The following is an 18795-nucleotide window of genomic DNA, read 5'->3' as shown; positions in this document are numbered from 1 at the left end:
CCTTTATTATTCTTGCTCTGTTTTCTTCCATTGTATGTTGTATTCTTGTAAAAACTTTTCAAAATAGCTTAGAATTCCCTTTTGCTTTAGGGACTTTTTCAAGCATTTGCCATTGTCATCTTTATGCACTTCATAGCTATCTAGTAGCTCATTTTTGACATTTTCGCCCATTTCGCCCGTGCTAGTGATACCTACAAACTCCGGCTCTGCCATAAATATGGGGTAGTCAAAGTCTATTTTGGTAAGCTTGAAAGCTTGCTTTTTTATACTAGATTCTAGCTCTTTTAGCTCTTTTTTTGCCTTGGCTTTGTCGTTTGCGTTGTATTTAGTTATTTTCTCGCCCTTTGCTTTGCGATAGTTGATAATGGTTTCTAGCTTGTCTAGTGTCTCTTTGTGCTTTTGCCTTAGCTCTTGCGTGTGTTTTGCTAAGAGAGAGTTAAACTCATTTTGCTCATTTTGGCTAAATTTTTGCAGAAATAAAATAGAGCTTTTCACACTTGCTTTACTGCTTGTGAAAGTCTCTTGTGGGAGTGAAATCACAGCGCGTAAAAATGCCCTGCCTTCTACAAACTCTCGCACATATTCGGCATTTGGCGTGTTAAACACGCCCTCTGGCAAGACGATTCCCATTCTGCCACTGGGCTTTAGCAAATCTAGGCAGCGGTTTATAAACAAATGCTCGGTTTTATCAGATTCTAAATTGGGCTTTAGGGCAAAGAGGGAGGCGATAGGCTTACCTATGTTGTCTAGGATTTTGCGTTGGGCGTTTTGGTAGGTCTCTTTGCCATAGGTTTTGTAGTAGTGTTCTATCTGCTCTTTTTTCTCTTCAGTGCAAGTTACTTCGCCGTTGTTGTTTAGGTAGGTTTGAGCGTCTTCTGCTCGTATGGTGTTTTCTTTCCTTACATTTGAGCCAAAGGGAGGGTTGGTTAGGATTATATCAAAGCGGTTTTCAAAGATTCCATTGATGTTTAAAAGCCCATCGTGGTGGTGAATCCCGCCGTGTCCATCGCCGTGCATTATCATATTCATCTTAGAAGTTCTTGCCATTCTGTCATTTGCATCTGTGCCATAAATGCAGTGGTTTGAAAGCTTGTGTAGCCTTGTGCCTTGCGTGTCAGTCTCTAGCTGTTTTTCTAGCTCACTCTTTTTGTCGTTGAGCTTTTTTGCTTCTGTGTCGGTGATGTTGTTTATATCTTTGAGTATGGATTTTTTATAGGCTTCATATTGCTTGATGATGTCTTGCTGTATGAGCTCACGCACTTTGCTAAAGATTCTAATGAGAAAGCCCCCGCTACCACTTGCAGGGTCGCAGGAGACTTCATCTTCTTGTGGGTTTATCATCTCTATCATAAATTCTACAATGGGTCGTGGGGTGAAAAACTGCCCTAATTCTCCCCTAAAAGTCTGCCCTAAAAACTTCTCAAATGCCACGCCTTTAATATCGCTTGAAGTGTTGGATAGATTGTAAATTTGAAGTCTTTCTATGATTTTATAAATAGTGGCGTTTTTTAGCTCAATTTTTTCGTTATCTATGAAAATTTGGTCTTTTGCAAATTCTTTTTTCGTTTCATTAAAGAGCCATTCTAGGTAGTTTGGATTATATTTTTCTGCCTCTTTTACATATTCTATTGTAAATTTATTATCCGTTTCACCCTTTATGAGCTTTCTCTCTACATACACTTTCATAAACAAAATTTTTGCGATTTCATCAAAGGCTTTTGTGGGGTCAAACTTATCATTATCGCGTATGGAATTGTGGCATTCCCATAAGATTTTAGCAAACTCATCTTCTTTAAAGGCAACTAAATCTTTGAGTAGTTTATCTATGTCTTTATCACTTGCGTTATTTTCTGGGATATTTGCTATCTCTTGGATATGCCCGGGCATTTTATCCTTTATCACACGCCAGAATCTTGTCTCATAGCTATTGTGCGTTACAAAAAATGGCGCATTTGTAAGCCTTGCATAGCTTTCCCCTTGTGCATAATCGCTTTCACTTATGCGAATGGTGTCTGCCTTGCACTCTACGATGATTAGGGGAGGATTCTTATCCTGCTTATCTTTGGGGCTTTTCCATATTACAATATCAGCCCTTGCGGCGTTTTTGCCCTTTTGCGTTTTGGCTTCTTCTTGCATTTGCTCTAGGCTGTAACCATAGCTATTTACAAGCGTGCAGATAAATTTCTGTCTTATAATCTCTTCTGGTGTAGCGACTTTGTATTTCTTACCTAATGGGCTATAAATCTTACCCTCTTTGTTGTATTGTAGCTCTAGCTTTTGTGTTTTGTGCATTATTGTCCTTGCTTGGATTTAATTGTGGAATTTTACCATTAAATATAAATGATTGCTTGAAGTGAATCTAGTTTGTTTCAATGGTTTAGCTACAATGTAGCAAACGCATTGTAGGCTGTGTGAAAAATGCTAATATCAAAAGGGGCAAAAATGTCATTACAAAATCTTTGTGCGCAAAGGGAATTATTTCTTGCACAATATGCAGATATGGAAAAACCTATCCAAACTTTGCGTGAGTTATATCAAGATAATGGTGAAAAACTCGTTGCTGTTGAGAGTTTTAACAAGTATATGGAGCAAAAAAGTGAAGTATTTGATGATTTTCAAAATATAGATAATAAAAGGCAAAAAATTGATGAGCTTAATAGGCAAATACATTACGCTGTGTGTGCGATATTGCAAAATATCAAAAAGGAATCGCAGACAACGAAAGATACATTAGAGATGACAATAAGATATTTGCGGGAATTGCAGATTCGTTATGATACGCAAGAATTTATTGAGTCGCTTAAAGGTGTGGGAAAATATGTAGGCAAACATTTGTCTCTATTTATTTGGATTCCAGCTGTCATTGGGGCATTGATTTTGATGTGTTATTTTGCTTTTAATGCTCAATATTTGCGACCTATCAGCAAAGATAGTGTGCTGTATTATATTTTTGCTACGACTATTTTGGGTGTTTTTATTGCTTTTGCGATGGGTATATTTTTTCTTTGCCCTATCTATGCTATTCATCTTATATTTTATGATAAGCCAAGACCAGAAAAATGGGCAAGTATGGCTTTTGGGGCTATTGCTGTATTGCCAACGTCTGGTTTGTTTGTGTTTATATTGCTTTATTTGTTTGATATTCAGCTTGGTTATAAATTTTTTGCATTTGCGATATGCTCCATTGTTCTTTATGCTTTACTTGTCCGTATTTGTCTTGCAAAGCTAGATTGTCTTAATTTTGAAAAGATAATGCTATTTGCTACATTGTCTTTTATGTTAATGTGTGCTTATCTTATGATAGTGGCTTGGATCATTAGATTTGATCCTGATATGAATCTCACATATTTTGTTGCTATTTCCATTCTTATTGTTTGTTACTCTATATTGTTTGTGGGGGCTTTGGCATCTACTCGTTTTAATTTGGTAAAGTTTTCATTTGTAATTGGCATTTTATGCCTAGTAGTTATACCTTTTTTGTTAAGCTCCTTTATTGTAAGCAAACTCCACATAGGCAACTACGCAGCAAAAGAGCTTATTTTCACACAAGAAGCCGCAGATTCTATCGCTCTATGTCAGCCAACACAGGGGGCAAATAACACGCTTACAATTTCTAATGCAAAGGTTATCTCTTCGCTTGGAGAGTATATACTCTTTGAATGCAACGGCATAGAAGGTCGCCGAAAAGTCCCAACGCGATTTTTGCTAGGGGAGATATTGCAATCAAATGCAGACAAAGATAAAAAGTAGATTCAATAAGAAAATCAATAATGGGTTTATGGTAGCCTATTAAAAGCTGACTTGATTGCTGTGTTTGGATAGGGCAATAATGATTCTAGAATCCTTAATACATATACCCCCTATATGTATATTTACAAATATATGGAATAATGCCTAAAAATTGATACCACGATATGAATAAAAAAGGCATTGCAAATGGATAGGCAAACAATATCAGCTACAACTCAAGCATTTTTAGCAGATGATGAAGATTTAACACAAGGTAGCACTTTAGCAAACCCCATATAAAGATTATACGCTTTCAATCTCTGGGCTTGATTGTCCAAGCTGTGCTTCACGCATAGAAGACTCTCTAAACGCCCTGCCACAAGTGAGTAAGGCAAATGTTGATTTTAACACCAACACACTCTATCTTTCAACAAGTGATTTAAGCCTTGCTAAATCCACAATTTACGCCATTGAGCCACAGGCTAGGCTCACTTCGCCCCAAGATTCTACATTTGTAGTTTCCACGCAAACGCCACAATCACAAAAGGGCTTTGTATTTTTAGAATCTGCGTTTATCCTCACACTTATAGGGATTTTTGGCTTATGTATGGGGGCGTTGCACTTGACAACTTTTGGGGAGCAGAATGCCCCTTATGTGTATGGAGTTTTAGCTCTTTTGTATCTCATCGCTGGAAAGCCTATTTTTTTAAACATGCTCAATAGAGTTTTTTGGATATTTTACGCAGCAATTTATAGAACAGACACATAAAAATTGGCTTCTACACAGCATTCAGGACTTTTATTTCCCAATTAGCTCTATTAGTTTAGGAGTCAACGCGATAAGCTGACATTATCATCTCTCTTTAGTATTTTTCTGCCACATACTTCATTTTATTTTGCTACCACATTTGCCCAATCTAAAAATAACATAATTTTAACACCACTAATCCACTTTAATCACGCTTGATTGCCATAGTGATATAAACATTGATGATACTGGTGTTCAAATTTAAAATTCAAGCCATGCGTAAAAAGTGTGCGTCTTTTGTGATTATTTGCCTATTTTCTAAATCAACTGAAAGCACATAGCGGTCAATATAAGGTATCAAAAAATGCTTATCAAGCACGAGATAATGTGTATTTGCTATCTCTTGTATGTCTTTTACAATGCCAAGATTTATGCCATCTTCTACTACGCACATGCCGATAATATCAAAGTAGAAAAACTCATCTTTTTCTAGCGTACATAGCTCTCTTGTATCATCAAGTGTGCTATAAAAAAGCATATTGCATAAAAGTTCTGCTTCTTCGCGTCTTATGATTTCTTTAAATTCTATAACCTTTTTTGTGGAATGAAAAGTTTTGAGTATTAGGGGCAAATATGCCCTTGTGTTCTCTTGTGTGGGATTATGTTTTGTAGCTATTAAATCAGTCTTATTCTGTGTTTTGCTTGTGTTGTTAGAATCTAGCTTATTAGGATCAGATAGAATAGATGAAAGCTTATCTATGTATTCCACATAAAATACATTGCCACTAGCTAAAATCTCGGGAAAATCTGTTAGTATCGTAGCGCGAATACCGCCTTTTAATCCTACACTTCTGCCAAACTTGCCGACAACAACCATATTTGATGGTGTGAAGTGCGGTAAAGATTCTATGTATTTTGCATGATTAAGGGGCATTAGAATCCAAAATTATTGCGACTTTGCATTACCACATGGATTTGTGCTATCATGGGCTACGACTACAAGCTCGTATGAGACATTATCCTTTGCCTTACATGCAGAAACGACATTCTTCAAAGCACTTACCATTTTGCCATCTTTGCCTATTATCTTACCTATATCTTCGTTTGCAACTTGAATGCAAATCATATAGTCAGAATGTTTTCCTGCACTCGTGGTAATCGCCACATCATCTGGATATTTTACAATTTTCTTAACATATTTTTCTAAGAAGTCTTGCACAGAAAACTTTTGCATACTACTTACTGCCATATAATTATTTGCTCAAAATCGCAACTCTTTCACTCATTTTTGCACCGACACTTTTCCAATATTCTAGTCGCTCTCTATCTAGCTTTACAACTGCTGGATTAGCCACAGGGTTATAAAAACCAATAGATTCAATCCAACCACCATCTCGTCTTTTTCTTGAATCTGTAACTACTATTCTATAAAATGGTTTTTTCTTACGACCCATTCGTGTTAATCTAATTACTGTTGCCATTGTATTCCTTATAAATGAAAAAAATTTTCGCTATTCTATCACAAAACTATGAATTTTTATAAATATTTTCCCAAAATTAAACTCTTCTTTCCAAAATCTAAACCAAACATACTATGATAGTAAAAAGCAATCAAGCAAAATCAATAAACACACAAGGCAATAAGCAAGTAAAACAATACTAAAATTTTTATTGTAAAATTCATTTATTAAAGATAAAGGCAGAATATGCAGATTCCATGCTCTCATTGTAAGCAAGTATATAATAAAGACGCATTAAAAGAAGTAAAAGATACAGAATCTAATGACACTTTATATTTTTGCTGTAATGGCTGCGAGCTTGCCTATTCGCTTTTAAAATCATGCAATTTAGAATCTTTTTATACAAAGCTAGGCGATAATACACTGCAAACAAAGAAGCTACAAGATTCTAAAGTGGCTACAAACTTTAACTCTATAAATTTCACACAAAAATATCTAAAAGATTCCAATGGCTTAAAGGAAGTGCATTTCATAATAGAGGGCGTTGTATGTGCAGCATGTGTATGGCTAAATGAGCAGATTTTAGCAAAGATTAAAGGTATAAAAGAACTAAAGATAAACTACACTACACATAAGGCAAAAATACTTTTTGATCCAAATGAAACAAGCTTTCAGCAAATCTATGATGAGGTTGCAAAGATAGGCTATAAGGCTATTGTTTATGACCCACAAGATAGGGAGCAAAATGATAATGTGAGAAATAGGGAATACTACATTAAACTAGCCGTAGCAATATTTTGTGCGATGAATGTTATGTGGGTAAATGTAGGGCAGTATAGTGGCTTTTTCTCTGGGATAGATTCTATATCAAGTAATATTTTAAATCTTGCGAGTTTTATCCTTGCTACACCTGTGCTTTTCTTTTGTGCGAGTGATTTTTATAAACAAGCATATAAGGGGCTAAAAAATGGCGTAATAGGCATGGAAATGCTTGTAATAACTGGCACAACCCTTGTGTATTGCTACTCGATTTATGCGTGGCTTAGTGGGAGCGGGCATACTTATTTTGAATCTGTGTGTATGATTATTTTATTTGTGCTAAGTGCGAAATTTTTAGAATCTTTAAGTCAAAAAAGGGCAAATGATAATCTCTGTAAATTAAATGCGATACTACCGCTTGAGGCAAGAAGAGAGAGTGGCGAGATAGTATCAGTATATGATATAAAGGCTGGAGATACCTTGCTTGTGTTAGCTGGAGAAATGCTTTGTGTTGATGGAATCTTGCTTAGTCCAAACGCACATTTAGATTATGCTAATATTAGCGGTGAGAGTGTAGCTATCACAAAAGAAGTGAATGAAGAGATTATGGCGGGGGCGATTGCCCTTGATAAGCCACTTATCTACAAGGCACAAAAAAGCTTTGAAGATTCTAGCATGAGTAAATTAGCAAGGCTTTTAAAAGAGAGTGAGTTTAGCACGCCACAAATTGCAACGACTGCTTTTAAAATCGCTGGGAAGTTTAGCCGCATTGTCTTAAGCATTGCTTTATGTAGTTTTTGCTACTACTATTTTTTCACACAGCATGGCTTTGAGTATGCCTTGCTTATTGCGGTATCTGTGATTGTGATTGCTTGTCCTTGTGCGTTAGCTCTTGCTACGCCTATTGCTAGTGTAGTGGGCTTAAATGTAGGCTTTAAAAATCACATTATCTACACAAAGGCTGACTTTTTAGAATCCTTAGCAAAAGCAGATTCTATAATCTTTGATAAGACAGGCACACTCACACAAGGAAATATGAGTGTAGTAAGCATAAAGAAATATAGCGGTTTTAAGGAATTGCTTGGGGGTTGTGCTTTAGATTCTAAAGATTGTTATATGAAACAAAGCAAGATAAATCAAAACTTAGATTCTAAAAATTGTCATATTGACCTTGAGCAAAGCGAAGGGGAAATATCTCAAAACCTAGATTCTCACTCTTGTCGTATTGAGCGTAGCGAAATATCTAATATGGAAAATATAGAATCTAAACAAAGCATAGATTCTATTGATACAGATTCTGTAACTAAAGATTCTAAAAGAGATTTTTCGACTTCGTCTCGCATAATCCGCAAGGATTTTGCCCACACTCGCAAAAATGACAAGGATATAGAATCTACAACAAGCACCAAAACAAAACAAAGCCGCAGTTTCTTTAGTAAAGAGACAACGCAGGTAAAGCAGAAAGAAAAAGGATTTCTATATGCTTTACTCAAACACAACAACCACACAATCGCAAAAGCTATATTGCAATCTTTATATAAGGATAATGCAGAATTAGATTTATTAAAAGATTTAGCAAATACATATAATTTTAAAGACTTTTCACTTATTGCAGGTAATGGATTTGAATCCTATTATAACAATACACATATTATAGGTGGTAGTAGGGCATATATGGAAAAAATGGGAGTTAGTCTATACAATGATAGAGATTCAAACAAGACAGACACAGACGATGATATAACAGAATGCTTCATTGCCTATAAATTAGAGAATGAAAAAAGCTACACTCTTGCATATAGATTTGGCTTAAAAGATTCTATAAAAGATGGAGCAAAAGATCTTATCTTGCTTCTTCATAGTTATAAAAAGAAAGTAAGCATTCTTAGTGGCGATAGAGAAAGTGTTGTGAAAAAAGTAGCACAAGAGTTGCATATCAAAGACTATAAACATTCAAAAACGCCCTTGCAAAAGGCAGAGTTTGTGAAAGATTTAATAGCAAAAGGGCATAATGTCGTTATGATTGGCGATGGTTTAAATGACTCACTTGCATTAAAATACGCACAAGTTGGCATTGCTATGGGGAGTGGTAGCGAGATTGCCCTACAATATAGCGATGTGATTATCCTTGATGATAGTCTAAAAAGCCTTTCAAAAGCCTTTAAAATCGCACATAAAACACTGCGTATTATAAAAGGCAATCTACTCATGAGTTTAGTTTATAATGTCTTAGCCATTCCGCTTGCATTTTTTGGCTTTGTGATTCCATTATTTGCGGCGGCATTTATGAGTTTGAGTTCATTATGTGTTGTGCTAAATTCATTACGACTCTACAAAAGTAGGCTTTAATATTGTTTTTAATCCGCTATAATTTTAGCTTTTTTGTAAGTTATTGAATCTTTTTTGAAAATATTGGGAGCATTATGCGTCTTTTATTACTTATTTTTTGTATGTTTAGTCTATCTTTTGCAGAAGTTATACAATCTGTAAAAGTGAATAATATGACTTATATGTCAGAATCTCTAGCAAAAGATATAATCAATATAAAATCAGGCGAAAAGCTTGACTATGGCAAGGTAGATACTGCTATCCTAGCCCTTTATAAGCAAGGCTATTTTAATGATATTTATGCGACTTTTGATAATGGAGTCTTGCAGTTTTTTGTGAAAGAGAAACCAGCCATTGCAAGTATTGAGTTAAAAGGCTATGGCACACAGAGTGAAAAAGAGACAATTTATGGACAGCTTGGGATCAAAAAGGGCGATACCTATGATGATATAAAGCTAGATAAAGCCCTTGAGACCTTAAAGCAAATGTTAGAATATAAGGGCTATTATGGCAGTGTGATTGAGCCTAGCGTAGTAGAGCTAAGTGAGGGCAGAGCAGTAGCAATAACGCTAAATGTTAATCGTGGGGATACAATCATCATTGAAAAAAGCTATTATGAAGGTGCGACAAAGCTACCAAAAAGAAAGCTAGAATCTCTTAGTGCGAATAAGCAAAGAGACTTTATGGGTTGGCTACCCGGGCTTAATGCTGGTAAGCTTATGCTAGGTGAGATTGAGTTAGATTCTTTAAGGATACAAGATTCTTATATGCGTAATGGTTTTTTAGACGCACAGGTGTCAAATCCACTTCTTTCAGTCAATATGACAAATCACAAAGCACAGCTTTACTACAATGTAAGCGAGGGAGAGCAGTATAAAGTCAGTGGAATCTCTTTTGTAATTGATAGTGAGCATAAAGATGAAATCACAGAAGAAGAGCTAAAAAAAGATTTAAGCGCTAAGATTGGCGAAGTCTTTAATATACAAAATATAAGAGATGATTCACAACGCATAAAGCTAAAAGTAGCCGATTTGGGTTATGCTTATGTTGCGGTGAATCCAGACTTAAAAAAGAATGCAGAAAAGCAAGAAGTAGAAGTTGTATTTCACATTGACTTTGGTAAAAAAGTGCGTATTAATGATGTCTTAATCACAGGTAACACACGAACAGGGGATAGAATCATACGCCGAGAGATTCTCATTGCACCGGGTGATATTTACTCTCTAGGTAAGATTCAAAGTAGTGAGATCGCATTAAAGCGTATTGGCTATTTTGAAAATGTCCGCATTGATGAAAGGCGTATTAGCGAAGATTCTATGGATTTAGTCGTGAATGTTACAGAGGGTAGGACAGGGGAGCTTACCTTTGGTATCGGTTATGGTAGCTTTTATGGACTTATGGTAAATGCAAGTGTAAATGAGCGCAATCTCTTTGGTAGTGGCTTTGGGGCAAGTTTATATGCGAATGTAAGCTTTGGGGGCGATTTCTCTTTTTATAATACAAGCAGGACTAGCTTTTTTACCGCTACACAACAAGCCTTTAATCTAAGCCTTACAAACCCTAGAATCTTAGATTCTAAATGGAGTTTGTCTATGAATCTTTATTATAGTCGCTATCTTAACTATGTTTATACGCAGCAAAGCGTAGGTGGTGGCTTCACTGTTGGGCGATTATTACTTCCTACTTTAAGGCTTAATGTAGGCTATGATATTAATAAAACAGATACCTTTGGATTCTACAATCTTTACACAGGACAAGCCCAACCGCAGTATCAAAAGTATTATGATTCTGGAAATATTGATTACACAATTAATAATCCAAATTGGGACGGAAAGACAAATGCGGGACAAACAGAGGATTGCACTGCCGTTGGCTCTTGTAGTAACACCATCACGAACAAAGAATTTCTAAAATACCGCACACAAGGCTTATGGGATAGAAGCTATTCTGGTTGGGATAATGCACCTATTAAAAGCTCTATTACCCCAAGCCTTGTATTTGATAACACAGATGACTACTATTTTCCTAAGAATGGTAACTCTACAACGCTTTCTTTAAATATCGCAGGTATCGGTGGTGATGTGTATTATACAAAGCTGTATGCTAAGACTGGATTCTATTTTGATATTAGTAAATGGACTAAAATCGATTTAATCGCACGATATAAGGCACAAGGGGGCTATCTCTTCCGCTATAGTCGAAATCACTTTTTACCGCTTAATGATACTTTCTATATGGGTGGTGTAGGCACAATCAGGGGATATTCAAGCTATTCTATTACACCGCTAGACATTGATGGCTTACGCGTTGGTGGTGATGGAATCTTTACAAATTCAGTAGAGCTTAGCTATGGCTTAATCCCTAGTGCAAAAATGCGTGTAGCCTTATATGCAGATTATGGGATCTTGACCTATCATGGTGCAAATGGTGCGGCAAACTTTAAGCAATACGGCACAATTTATGGCAACTCAAGTATATTAGCAAGGGGTGCAGCAGGTGTCGCAGTCGAATGGGTATCGCCTATGGGACCCATTGTAATAGTAATCCCTATGCTATGGTATGGACCAACAGACCCTATGGGTATAGGACCTAGCAAAATCTTTAGCTATGGCACAGCAAATGACATTCGTGCAAGTGGTGGCTATCTTACAAACTATCCTAGCTTTTTTGAATTTACTATGGGGACTAGATTCTAATCTTTGTATTCCTATGTATAATGCGGATTCTAAAAGCTGTTTTGAAAGTGTGCGGATAAGTTTGCAAGGGTTTATATGTCATTATCATCATATATTTTGAACGCATTATCTTTGCGACAAAAGATAGTCGTTATTCTGCTTTTTAGTAGCGTTATGCTTGGTATTGTAAGTGTGTGTATTATGCGTAGTGAGTGGATATTCTCACTTCTTTGTGGCTGCTTATCTTATATACTACTTATGATAGTAACATTTCAGTCTATCCGCACAAAGATTACACAAAAGATACAAGAAGCCGACACAGAAGAAAAACTACTCAAATACGCAAGCAAATATGATGATGAAATGCAAGATATTACACAAAAAGTTATCTCACAAGATTCTAAGCATAACACAGAATCTTATCCAAATGGGCGGACTGCGGAGTTTAGGACGCAAAATAGCAAGATTTTAGAATCTCAACCATTTGGGCGGGTGCAGGGCGTAGGGGTGCAAGATAATGAGAATTTAGAATCTACACAAAACACCCCAACCCATACAGCACAGAATTTAGAATTTAATAATTGTCATATTAACCAAAGTGAAAGGGAAATATCTAGCAAATCTTTAAAACAGAATTTAGATTCTATTCCTTATGAGCAGAGTGCAGAGCTTAAAACACAAGGCAAACAAAATCTAGATTCTAAACCTTGTCATATTGAGCGAAGCGAAATATCTAATATGAACAATATAGAATCTAAACTAAGCAAAGATTCCATAAATAAAGTTTCTTCAATCCCCCCAAATACCCAAAACAACACTCAAACAACAGAATCTAATCCCAACACAAAGCAAAGCAAAAAAGAAAAAAGCAAAGAGAGATTAAAGCTGCTTGATTTATCAAAGGCGAGTTTAGGTTTTGAGCTTAGTTTTTCACTCCCTAGAATCTTTGTATTCATTGGCATGATTGTGTGTTGTGTTGTGCTAGTGTGGTTTAGGGCATTCTACCCGCTCGTATATCTTTTTGGTGTATTTCTTGGCGTTGTGATTATTATGTGCTTTTTACTTATGAAGCGATGGCATGATGATTTTATGCAAAATTCACACAAACACGACACCAAATCATGTAAAACTTGCTAGAATCTACAAAATCTTTTAATAGGAGCGGTTATGAAACATGTAGGTTTTGTATTTTTTGTGAGTGCGTTTCTTATGGTAAAGTCGGCATTTTGTGTGCCTACTACAATGCAAAATGCGTATGATAATATTTGCTGGACTTGTTATAGCCCAGAAGTTGCGGTGCAGAATTTTCTCTCAAAATACCGCGAACCATTGCGGAATCTATGCTTCAAAAAAGATGCTAAAGCATGTGAAATGATGGCTACTCTCTACTCGGCATTACAAAATGACATAGACGCACAAGACTATTACCAAATGGCTTGCAAACTTGGCGTAAAAGACTCTTGTGCTAAGGTGGATGCAGAAGAAGAATAGAATGTGATTCTGCCTCGTCTTTTTCTTACATGATAAAGCTATATTCTCGCTTTTTAAAGTGGGAATCTTTTTATTGCATATATACTTTTACAATATAGCTTAGAGATTAAAATTTTGTTGCAATGTGTTTTTGATGTCATAGATTAGACTTTATAGCACACATACATGGATAAAAGTAGAAAATAGACAAGCATATCCTTAAAGTCTATGTAAATATGATACAATTTTTCTTTATTTTAATATGAGTCTTTGCATAATGTTTGTTTGCAAAGGCGTTTGATTCTAAATAGCAAAGCCACAAATGGATTAAAAATGACAATACAAAAAAGAGATGAAAAAGATAGAAAAACACAGGATTCTAAAGCGAAAAAGGATATAACAAATACGCAAGATTCTAAAATAAAGACTCATGCAGTAAAAGCACAGAATCACAATGTAAAAAAAGATATGCCAAATCTACAACATGTTACCACAAAAGAAGCACAAGATTCCAATATTTACTCATATCATTTAGATGAGTTAGAGAGCCTTATCACCCCAAAATTTAGGGCAAAGCAGATATACAACTGGCTTTATAAACATTATGTCAGCAACATAGAATCTATGAAAAACATTCCAAAAAACTTACAAGAGATTCTAAAGCAAACCTTTAATTTCCCAAATCTAAAGCCCATACGCATAGAAGAAAGCGGGGACGGCACAAAAAAATATCTCTTTCAAACAAGCGATGGAGCGACTTTTGAGAGTGTGTTTATCAAAATGCGAGAGAAGGAATATGATGAAAATAATCGCGTGAAAAAGGGAGAGAAATATACTTTTTGCGTATCATCGCAGGTTGGTTGCCGTGTCGGCTGTGCGTTTTGTTCTACTGCAAAGGGCGGCTTTGTCCGCAATCTTAGTGCTGGCGAGATTGTCGAGCAGGTCGTAGCACTCAAACGCGATAATAATCTGTCCGCACACAAGAGTATAAATATCGTGTTTATGGGTATGGGAGAACCACTAGATAACCTTAATAATGTCGCAAAAGCCATAAAGATTCTAAGTCATGAAGAAGGGCTTTGTATCGCTACTCGCAGGCAGACCATCTCTACAAGCGGTATTGCCCCGCAGATAGAAAAGCTGGGAGCTATGAATCTTGGCGTGCAAATCGCCCTTTCACTACACGCCGTAGATGACGCGTTGCGTAGTCGCCTTATACCGATGAATAAGGTTTATAACATTGAGCGGGTATTGCAGGCGTTAAAAAACTTTCCACTTGATACACGAAAACGCATTTTATTTGAATATTTAGTGATTAAGGACATAAATGATGATTTAGCAAGTGCGAAAAAGCTAGTGAAACTTCTACATGGATTTAGGGCAAAGGTAAATCTCATTCCATTTAATCCACATGCAGAAAGTGAGTTTCAACGCCCATGTATTGAGAAAATGCAGGGCTTTGCTGACTATCTTTATAAGCGGGGTATTGTAGCAACGATACGAGAATCTAAGGGTATTGATATTAGTGCTGCATGCGGGCAGTTGAGAGCAAAGCAGATGAAAGCATAATTAAAATGCACTAATGTAGCTAAAATCATCAGGGTATGTATTATTTGATTAGAGTCTAAACATTACGCAACATTATAGCATGTTAATAAAAAAATGCTTGGTGTAAGCGAACATGACACATAAAATCTTTAAAGTAGTGTCATGCAAAATTTATAGATTCATAGCTTTTTAATCTTATGTAGTGTAACATTGCAATCATGGTTTATAAAAAGGAAAAAATATGAATAATACAGAAAATATACCATTTACACACTTGCATTTACATACAGAATATTCACTACTTGATGGGGCAAATAAGCTTGATGTTTTAGCAAAACGCATAAAAGAGCTTGGCATGAATAGTGTCGCAATGACAGATCATGGCAATATGTTTGGGGCTATTGAGTTTTATAAGATTATGAAAAAAGCAGGGATTAAGCCCATTATTGGCATTGAAGCCTACATTCACAATAAAGAAGATTTAGGTGATAAATCCCCAAATACACCAAAATTTCATATATGTCTGTATGCAAAAAATGAAGAGGGATATAAGAATCTTATGTATCTATCAAGTCAGAGTTTTATACAAGGATTCTATCGCACTTCAAGGATTAATAAAAAGATTCTAAGAGAGTATTCTAAAGGTATTATTTGCTCTTCTGCATGTCTTAATGGCGAGATTTCATGGAATCTAAACCTTAGTCCATACATGGATAACAAAAAGCGAGAGAAAAAAATTATCATGGGTGCAAAAGGATATGATGGTGCAAAAGAAGCCATACATGAATATCAAGATATTTTTGGCGATGATTTCTATATTGAGATTATGCGACATGGCATAGCAGACCAACGCTTTATTGATAATGACTTATTGCGATTAAGCCTTGAGACAGGGGCAAAGCTCATTGCTACAAATGACGCACATTATACAAATAAAGAAGATTCTAGTATGCAAGAAGCAGCTATGATGATAGCTATGGCAACTGATATTAATGACCCAAAGAGATTGCGACACACCGTTCAAGAGTTTTATATCAAAAGTCCAAAGCAAATGCTTGATTTATTCATGGATATACCAGAAGCAGTATTTAATACACAAGAGATAGCAGATAAATGCGACCTTACTATCGACTTAAAAGATGATAAGAATCCACCCACCCCACCAAGCTTTAAGTTTGCAAAAGAGTATGCAGAAAATGAAGGGCTTACAATACAAGATGAAGCAGAATATTTTGCCTATAAATGCAAACAAGGTTTAGTAAAAAGATTAGAGCAAGTAGAAAAAGACAAGCATGAAATATATCATAAACGCTTGCAAGAAGAAATAGACATTATCACACAGATGAAGTTCCCCGGCTATATGCTTATTGTATGGGATTTTATCAATTATGCAAAGCAAAATAAGATTCCAGTGGGACCAGGTAGGGGAAGTGCAGCAGGTAGTCTTGTGGCATATTGTTTAGAGATTACAGATGTTGATCCAATTAAGTATAATTTGCTTTTTGAGCGGTTTTTAAATCCAGAGCGTATATCAATGCCCGATATTGATACTGACTTTTGTCAAAGAAGACGTCCTGAAATGTTTGAATATATGAAGGCAAAGTATGGTGAATATAATGTTGCACAAGTTATCACTTTTGGTAAAATGCTTGCAAGAGGCGTAATACGAGATGTGGCTAGAATCTATGGTATGTCCATTCCAAATGCGGATAAATTCGCAAAGCTTATTCCATCAAAACTTGGTATTACATTAAAGGGCTATACTGATAAAAATGGGAACCATATTGATGGAGCATATGAGTTAGAACCAAAAATCCAAGAACTGATTACAGAAAGTGAGCATGACAGAGATGAGAAAAATAGGGGGCTTCCAAAAAAAGTATGGGACATGGCATTAAGGCTTGAAAAGCTAAATAGAAATACGGGCAAACACGCCGCAGCTCTTGTGGTAGATTCTGAAAAAGAGTTATGGCATAAAGTCCCCTTATATGTGAGTGAGCGGACAAAAGGGGTTATGGTAACGCAATATTCCATGAAATACTTGGAGCCAGTTGATTTGATCAAATTCGACTTTTTGGGATTAAAGACGCTAACTGTCATACAAGATGCACTTGACATTATAAAAGATACGAATAATATTGATATTAATCTCTCAACACTTGATGTGAATGATGAAAAGGTATATAGGACATTGCGTAGTGGAAATACACTAGGGATATTCCAGCTAGAATCTAGCGGTATGCAGGAATTTAATCGCAGATTGCAACCAAGTGGTATTGATGATGCAATTGCACTTCTTGCATTATTTAGACCAGGTCCTATGGAAAGTGGTATGAGTGATGAGTATATCAATAGAAAGCATGGGAGGAGCCCAGTAAGTTATACTTTTAAGGAATTAGAACCTATCTTGAAAAATACTTATGGTGTGATTGTGTATCAAGAGCAAGTTATGCAAATTGTGCAGGTGATAGGCGGATTTTCTTTAGGTGAGGCTGATCTTGTAAGAAGAGCAATGGGTAAAAAAGATGCACAAATCATGACAGAAAATCGCACAAAGTTTGCCGATGGTGCAGAGAAAAATGGCTTTGATAGGACAAAAGCAGAAGAGCTTTTTGACCAGATAGCAAAGTTTGCAGAATATGGATTCAATAAATCGCATTCAGCCGCTTATGGAATCTTAACCTTTCAAACTGCCTATTTAAAGACCTATTATGAGCATGAGTTTATGGCAGCAATGCTATCAAGCGAAAGTCATAAAATAGAAGCAGTCGCTACATACATAGATGAAGCAAGGGCTATGGGTATTGAGATTTTACCCCCGCATGTAAATACCTCGCAAACTAACTTTTCTGTAATAATAGATTCTAATGGTAAAAAGAAAATCGTCTTTGGGTTGAATGCGATTAAAGGTGCAGGAGAAGGGGCTTTGCAAGGCATTATCGATGATAGAAAACAAAAAGGTGCTTTTAAGAATCTTGAAGACTTTATCACAAAAGCAGATTTTAAGAGAATCTCTAAAAAAGTGCTTGAACCCTTAGTAAAAAGTGGTAGCCTTGATAATCTTGGCTACACGCGTGCAAGTATGCTTGATAATCTTGATTATATTTGCGATTTAGGCAGAAGAATGTCTAGGGAACGCAGTGGTGGTGGGCTATTTGGCGCAGAAGAGCTATGCCCTGAATTGCAAATAAAGCCTTTGCCAGAACTACATAATAAAAGCCTACTTGAATATGAATATGAAAGTTTGGGAATCTATCTAAGCGGACATCCGCTTGATGACTTTAGAAGTGAGATAGAACAAATAAAAAATGTTGTAAAAATCGCAGAGTTAGAGAATATCGCCGATGGATCAAGGGTTATGCTTATAGGAAAGCTAGAAGACTTACAGCGAAAAATGAGTAAAAATAACCGCACTTATGGCACAGCAAAGATTATGGACTTTAGCGGTAAGCAACCTTTAACTTTATTTGAAGATCAACTCAACTTGCTTGATAGCTTTGACCTAAGCAATCCTATTGGCATAGTAGGCAAACTTGAAAAAGAGAGAATGGTAACAGAGGGCGAAGATGGCAGTGCTGAGGTAAGCTATAAAATAGAAATAAGAGTGCATGAAATCCACACATTACAATCATGCAAAGAGATAAAATTGCGTGTGAAAAAAGATAATGCAAAATCACAAACAAATACACAAAATCCTAAAACTTTTACAAAGCAATCTATGGATTCTAAGCTGCACAATAACGCAGTCTATGGAGATTCTATCCTTGATGAAGCAAATGGCATTGAGCCGCTTAACCTCGTAGCAGATATGGATATAAGAAACTCATGTCTATGTGCGCTAATGCAGAGTGTCATCACAGAAGAACAAGTCAGTGCCATAGCAAATATTATGCGTTCATCTCAAGGCGATACAAGATTTGGTATAGGCTTTCAAGATAGCGTGAGTGGCAAAACCTTTATTTTTGAGAGTAGCATGTATCTTGATGAGCGATTAAAGCATAAGATAGAAGAGATACTGCCTAATTGCACTTGGAAATATCTAGCGATTTAATGCTTTCATTCTCTGCAATAAAGTTTT

General features: G+C 36.1%; 12 protein-coding genes and 1 pseudogene. 9 read left to right on the top strand and 4 right to left on the bottom strand.

Annotated elements, in window-relative coordinates; genetic code table 11:
* Positions 1–6: 6 nt before the first annotated feature.
* On the bottom strand, positions 7–2292 hold the full coding sequence (locus T368_RS0102655) for a type I restriction-modification system subunit M (protein WP_004084328.1): 2286 nt from the start codon (positions 2290–2292) through the stop codon (positions 7–9).
* Positions 2293–2442: 150 nt separating this feature from the next.
* Between T368_RS0102655 and T368_RS16495 the strand changes: the two genes are divergently transcribed.
* From T368_RS16495 to T368_RS0102635, 3 genes and pseudogenes are all read left to right on the top strand, one after another.
* Positions 2443–3750 carry a hypothetical protein gene (locus tag T368_RS16495; RefSeq protein ID WP_004084326.1) on the top strand — a complete coding sequence of 436 codons (1308 nt, stop codon included), beginning with the start codon at positions 2443–2445 and terminating at the stop codon, positions 3748–3750.
* 295 nt (positions 3751–4045) lie between these two features.
* A pseudogene (locus tag T368_RS17255) lies at positions 4046–4102 on the top strand (hypothetical protein); the annotation flags it as partial.
* 9 nt (positions 4103–4111) lie between these two features.
* Positions 4112–4498 (top strand): hypothetical protein, encoded by a 387-nt coding sequence (locus T368_RS0102635; RefSeq protein WP_027338276.1) that lies wholly within the window; start codon positions 4112–4114, stop codon positions 4496–4498.
* Positions 4499–4745: 247 nt separating this feature from the next.
* Here T368_RS0102635 and rimM read toward each other — a convergent pair whose 3' ends face one another.
* The 3 genes from rimM to rpsP are packed head-to-tail and all read right to left on the bottom strand — an operon-like array spanning position 4746 to position 5958.
* Complete coding sequence (gene rimM / locus T368_RS0102630; RefSeq protein WP_004084324.1) at positions 4746–5411, bottom strand: ribosome maturation factor RimM; 666 nt, start codon at positions 5409–5411, stop codon at positions 4746–4748.
* A 12-nt stretch (positions 5412–5423) separates the two neighbouring features.
* Positions 5424–5726, bottom strand: coding sequence for a KH domain-containing protein (locus tag T368_RS0102625; RefSeq protein ID WP_004084323.1), 303 nt, complete (start codon positions 5724–5726; stop codon positions 5424–5426).
* Between the two features lie 4 nt (positions 5727–5730).
* Positions 5731–5958 (bottom strand): 30S ribosomal protein S16, encoded by a 228-nt coding sequence (gene rpsP, locus T368_RS0102620; RefSeq protein WP_004084322.1) that lies wholly within the window; start codon positions 5956–5958, stop codon positions 5731–5733.
* A 225-nt stretch (positions 5959–6183) separates the two neighbouring features.
* Here rpsP and T368_RS0102615 point away from each other — a divergent pair, with 225 nt between their 5' ends.
* The 6 genes from T368_RS0102615 to dnaE all read left to right on the top strand — a co-directional run bounded on the left by T368_RS0102615 (position 6184) and on the right by dnaE (position 18768).
* Positions 6184–9045: a heavy metal translocating P-type ATPase gene (locus T368_RS0102615; protein WP_004084321.1), complete on the top strand. Its 2862-nt coding sequence runs from the start codon at positions 6184–6186 to the stop codon at positions 9043–9045.
* Positions 9046–9119: 74 nt separating this feature from the next.
* On the top strand, positions 9120–11720 hold the full coding sequence (bamA, locus tag T368_RS0102610; protein ID WP_004084319.1) for an outer membrane protein assembly factor BamA: 2601 nt from the start codon (positions 9120–9122) through the stop codon (positions 11718–11720).
* Between the two features lie 75 nt (positions 11721–11795).
* The gene (locus T368_RS0102605) at positions 11796–12836 is read left to right on the top strand and encodes a hypothetical protein (protein ID WP_004084317.1); all 1041 of its coding nucleotides are present in this window, start codon (positions 11796–11798) and stop codon (positions 12834–12836) included.
* Between the two features lie 30 nt (positions 12837–12866).
* Positions 12867–13190, top strand: a complete 324-nt coding sequence (locus tag T368_RS0102600) for a hypothetical protein (RefSeq protein WP_004084316.1) — start codon at positions 12867–12869, stop codon at positions 13188–13190.
* A 447-nt stretch (positions 13191–13637) separates the two neighbouring features.
* Entirely contained in the window at positions 13638–14738 is a 1101-nt protein-coding gene (gene rlmN / locus T368_RS0102595; protein WP_080628824.1) for a dual-specificity RNA methyltransferase RlmN, read from the top strand.
* Positions 14739–14958: 220 nt separating this feature from the next.
* Entirely contained in the window at positions 14959–18768 is a 3810-nt protein-coding gene (dnaE, locus tag T368_RS0102590; RefSeq protein ID WP_004084314.1) for a DNA polymerase III subunit alpha, read from the top strand.
* Positions 18769–18795: the final 27 nt, after the last annotated feature.

This window comes from Helicobacter bilis ATCC 51630, from assembly GCF_000686565.1.
GTDB classification, from domain to species: Bacteria; Campylobacterota; Campylobacteria; order Campylobacterales; family Helicobacteraceae; genus Helicobacter_A; species Helicobacter_A bilis.
Note: the sequence above shows the minus strand (reverse complement) of the source record. Positions and strands in the feature narration are given on the sequence as shown.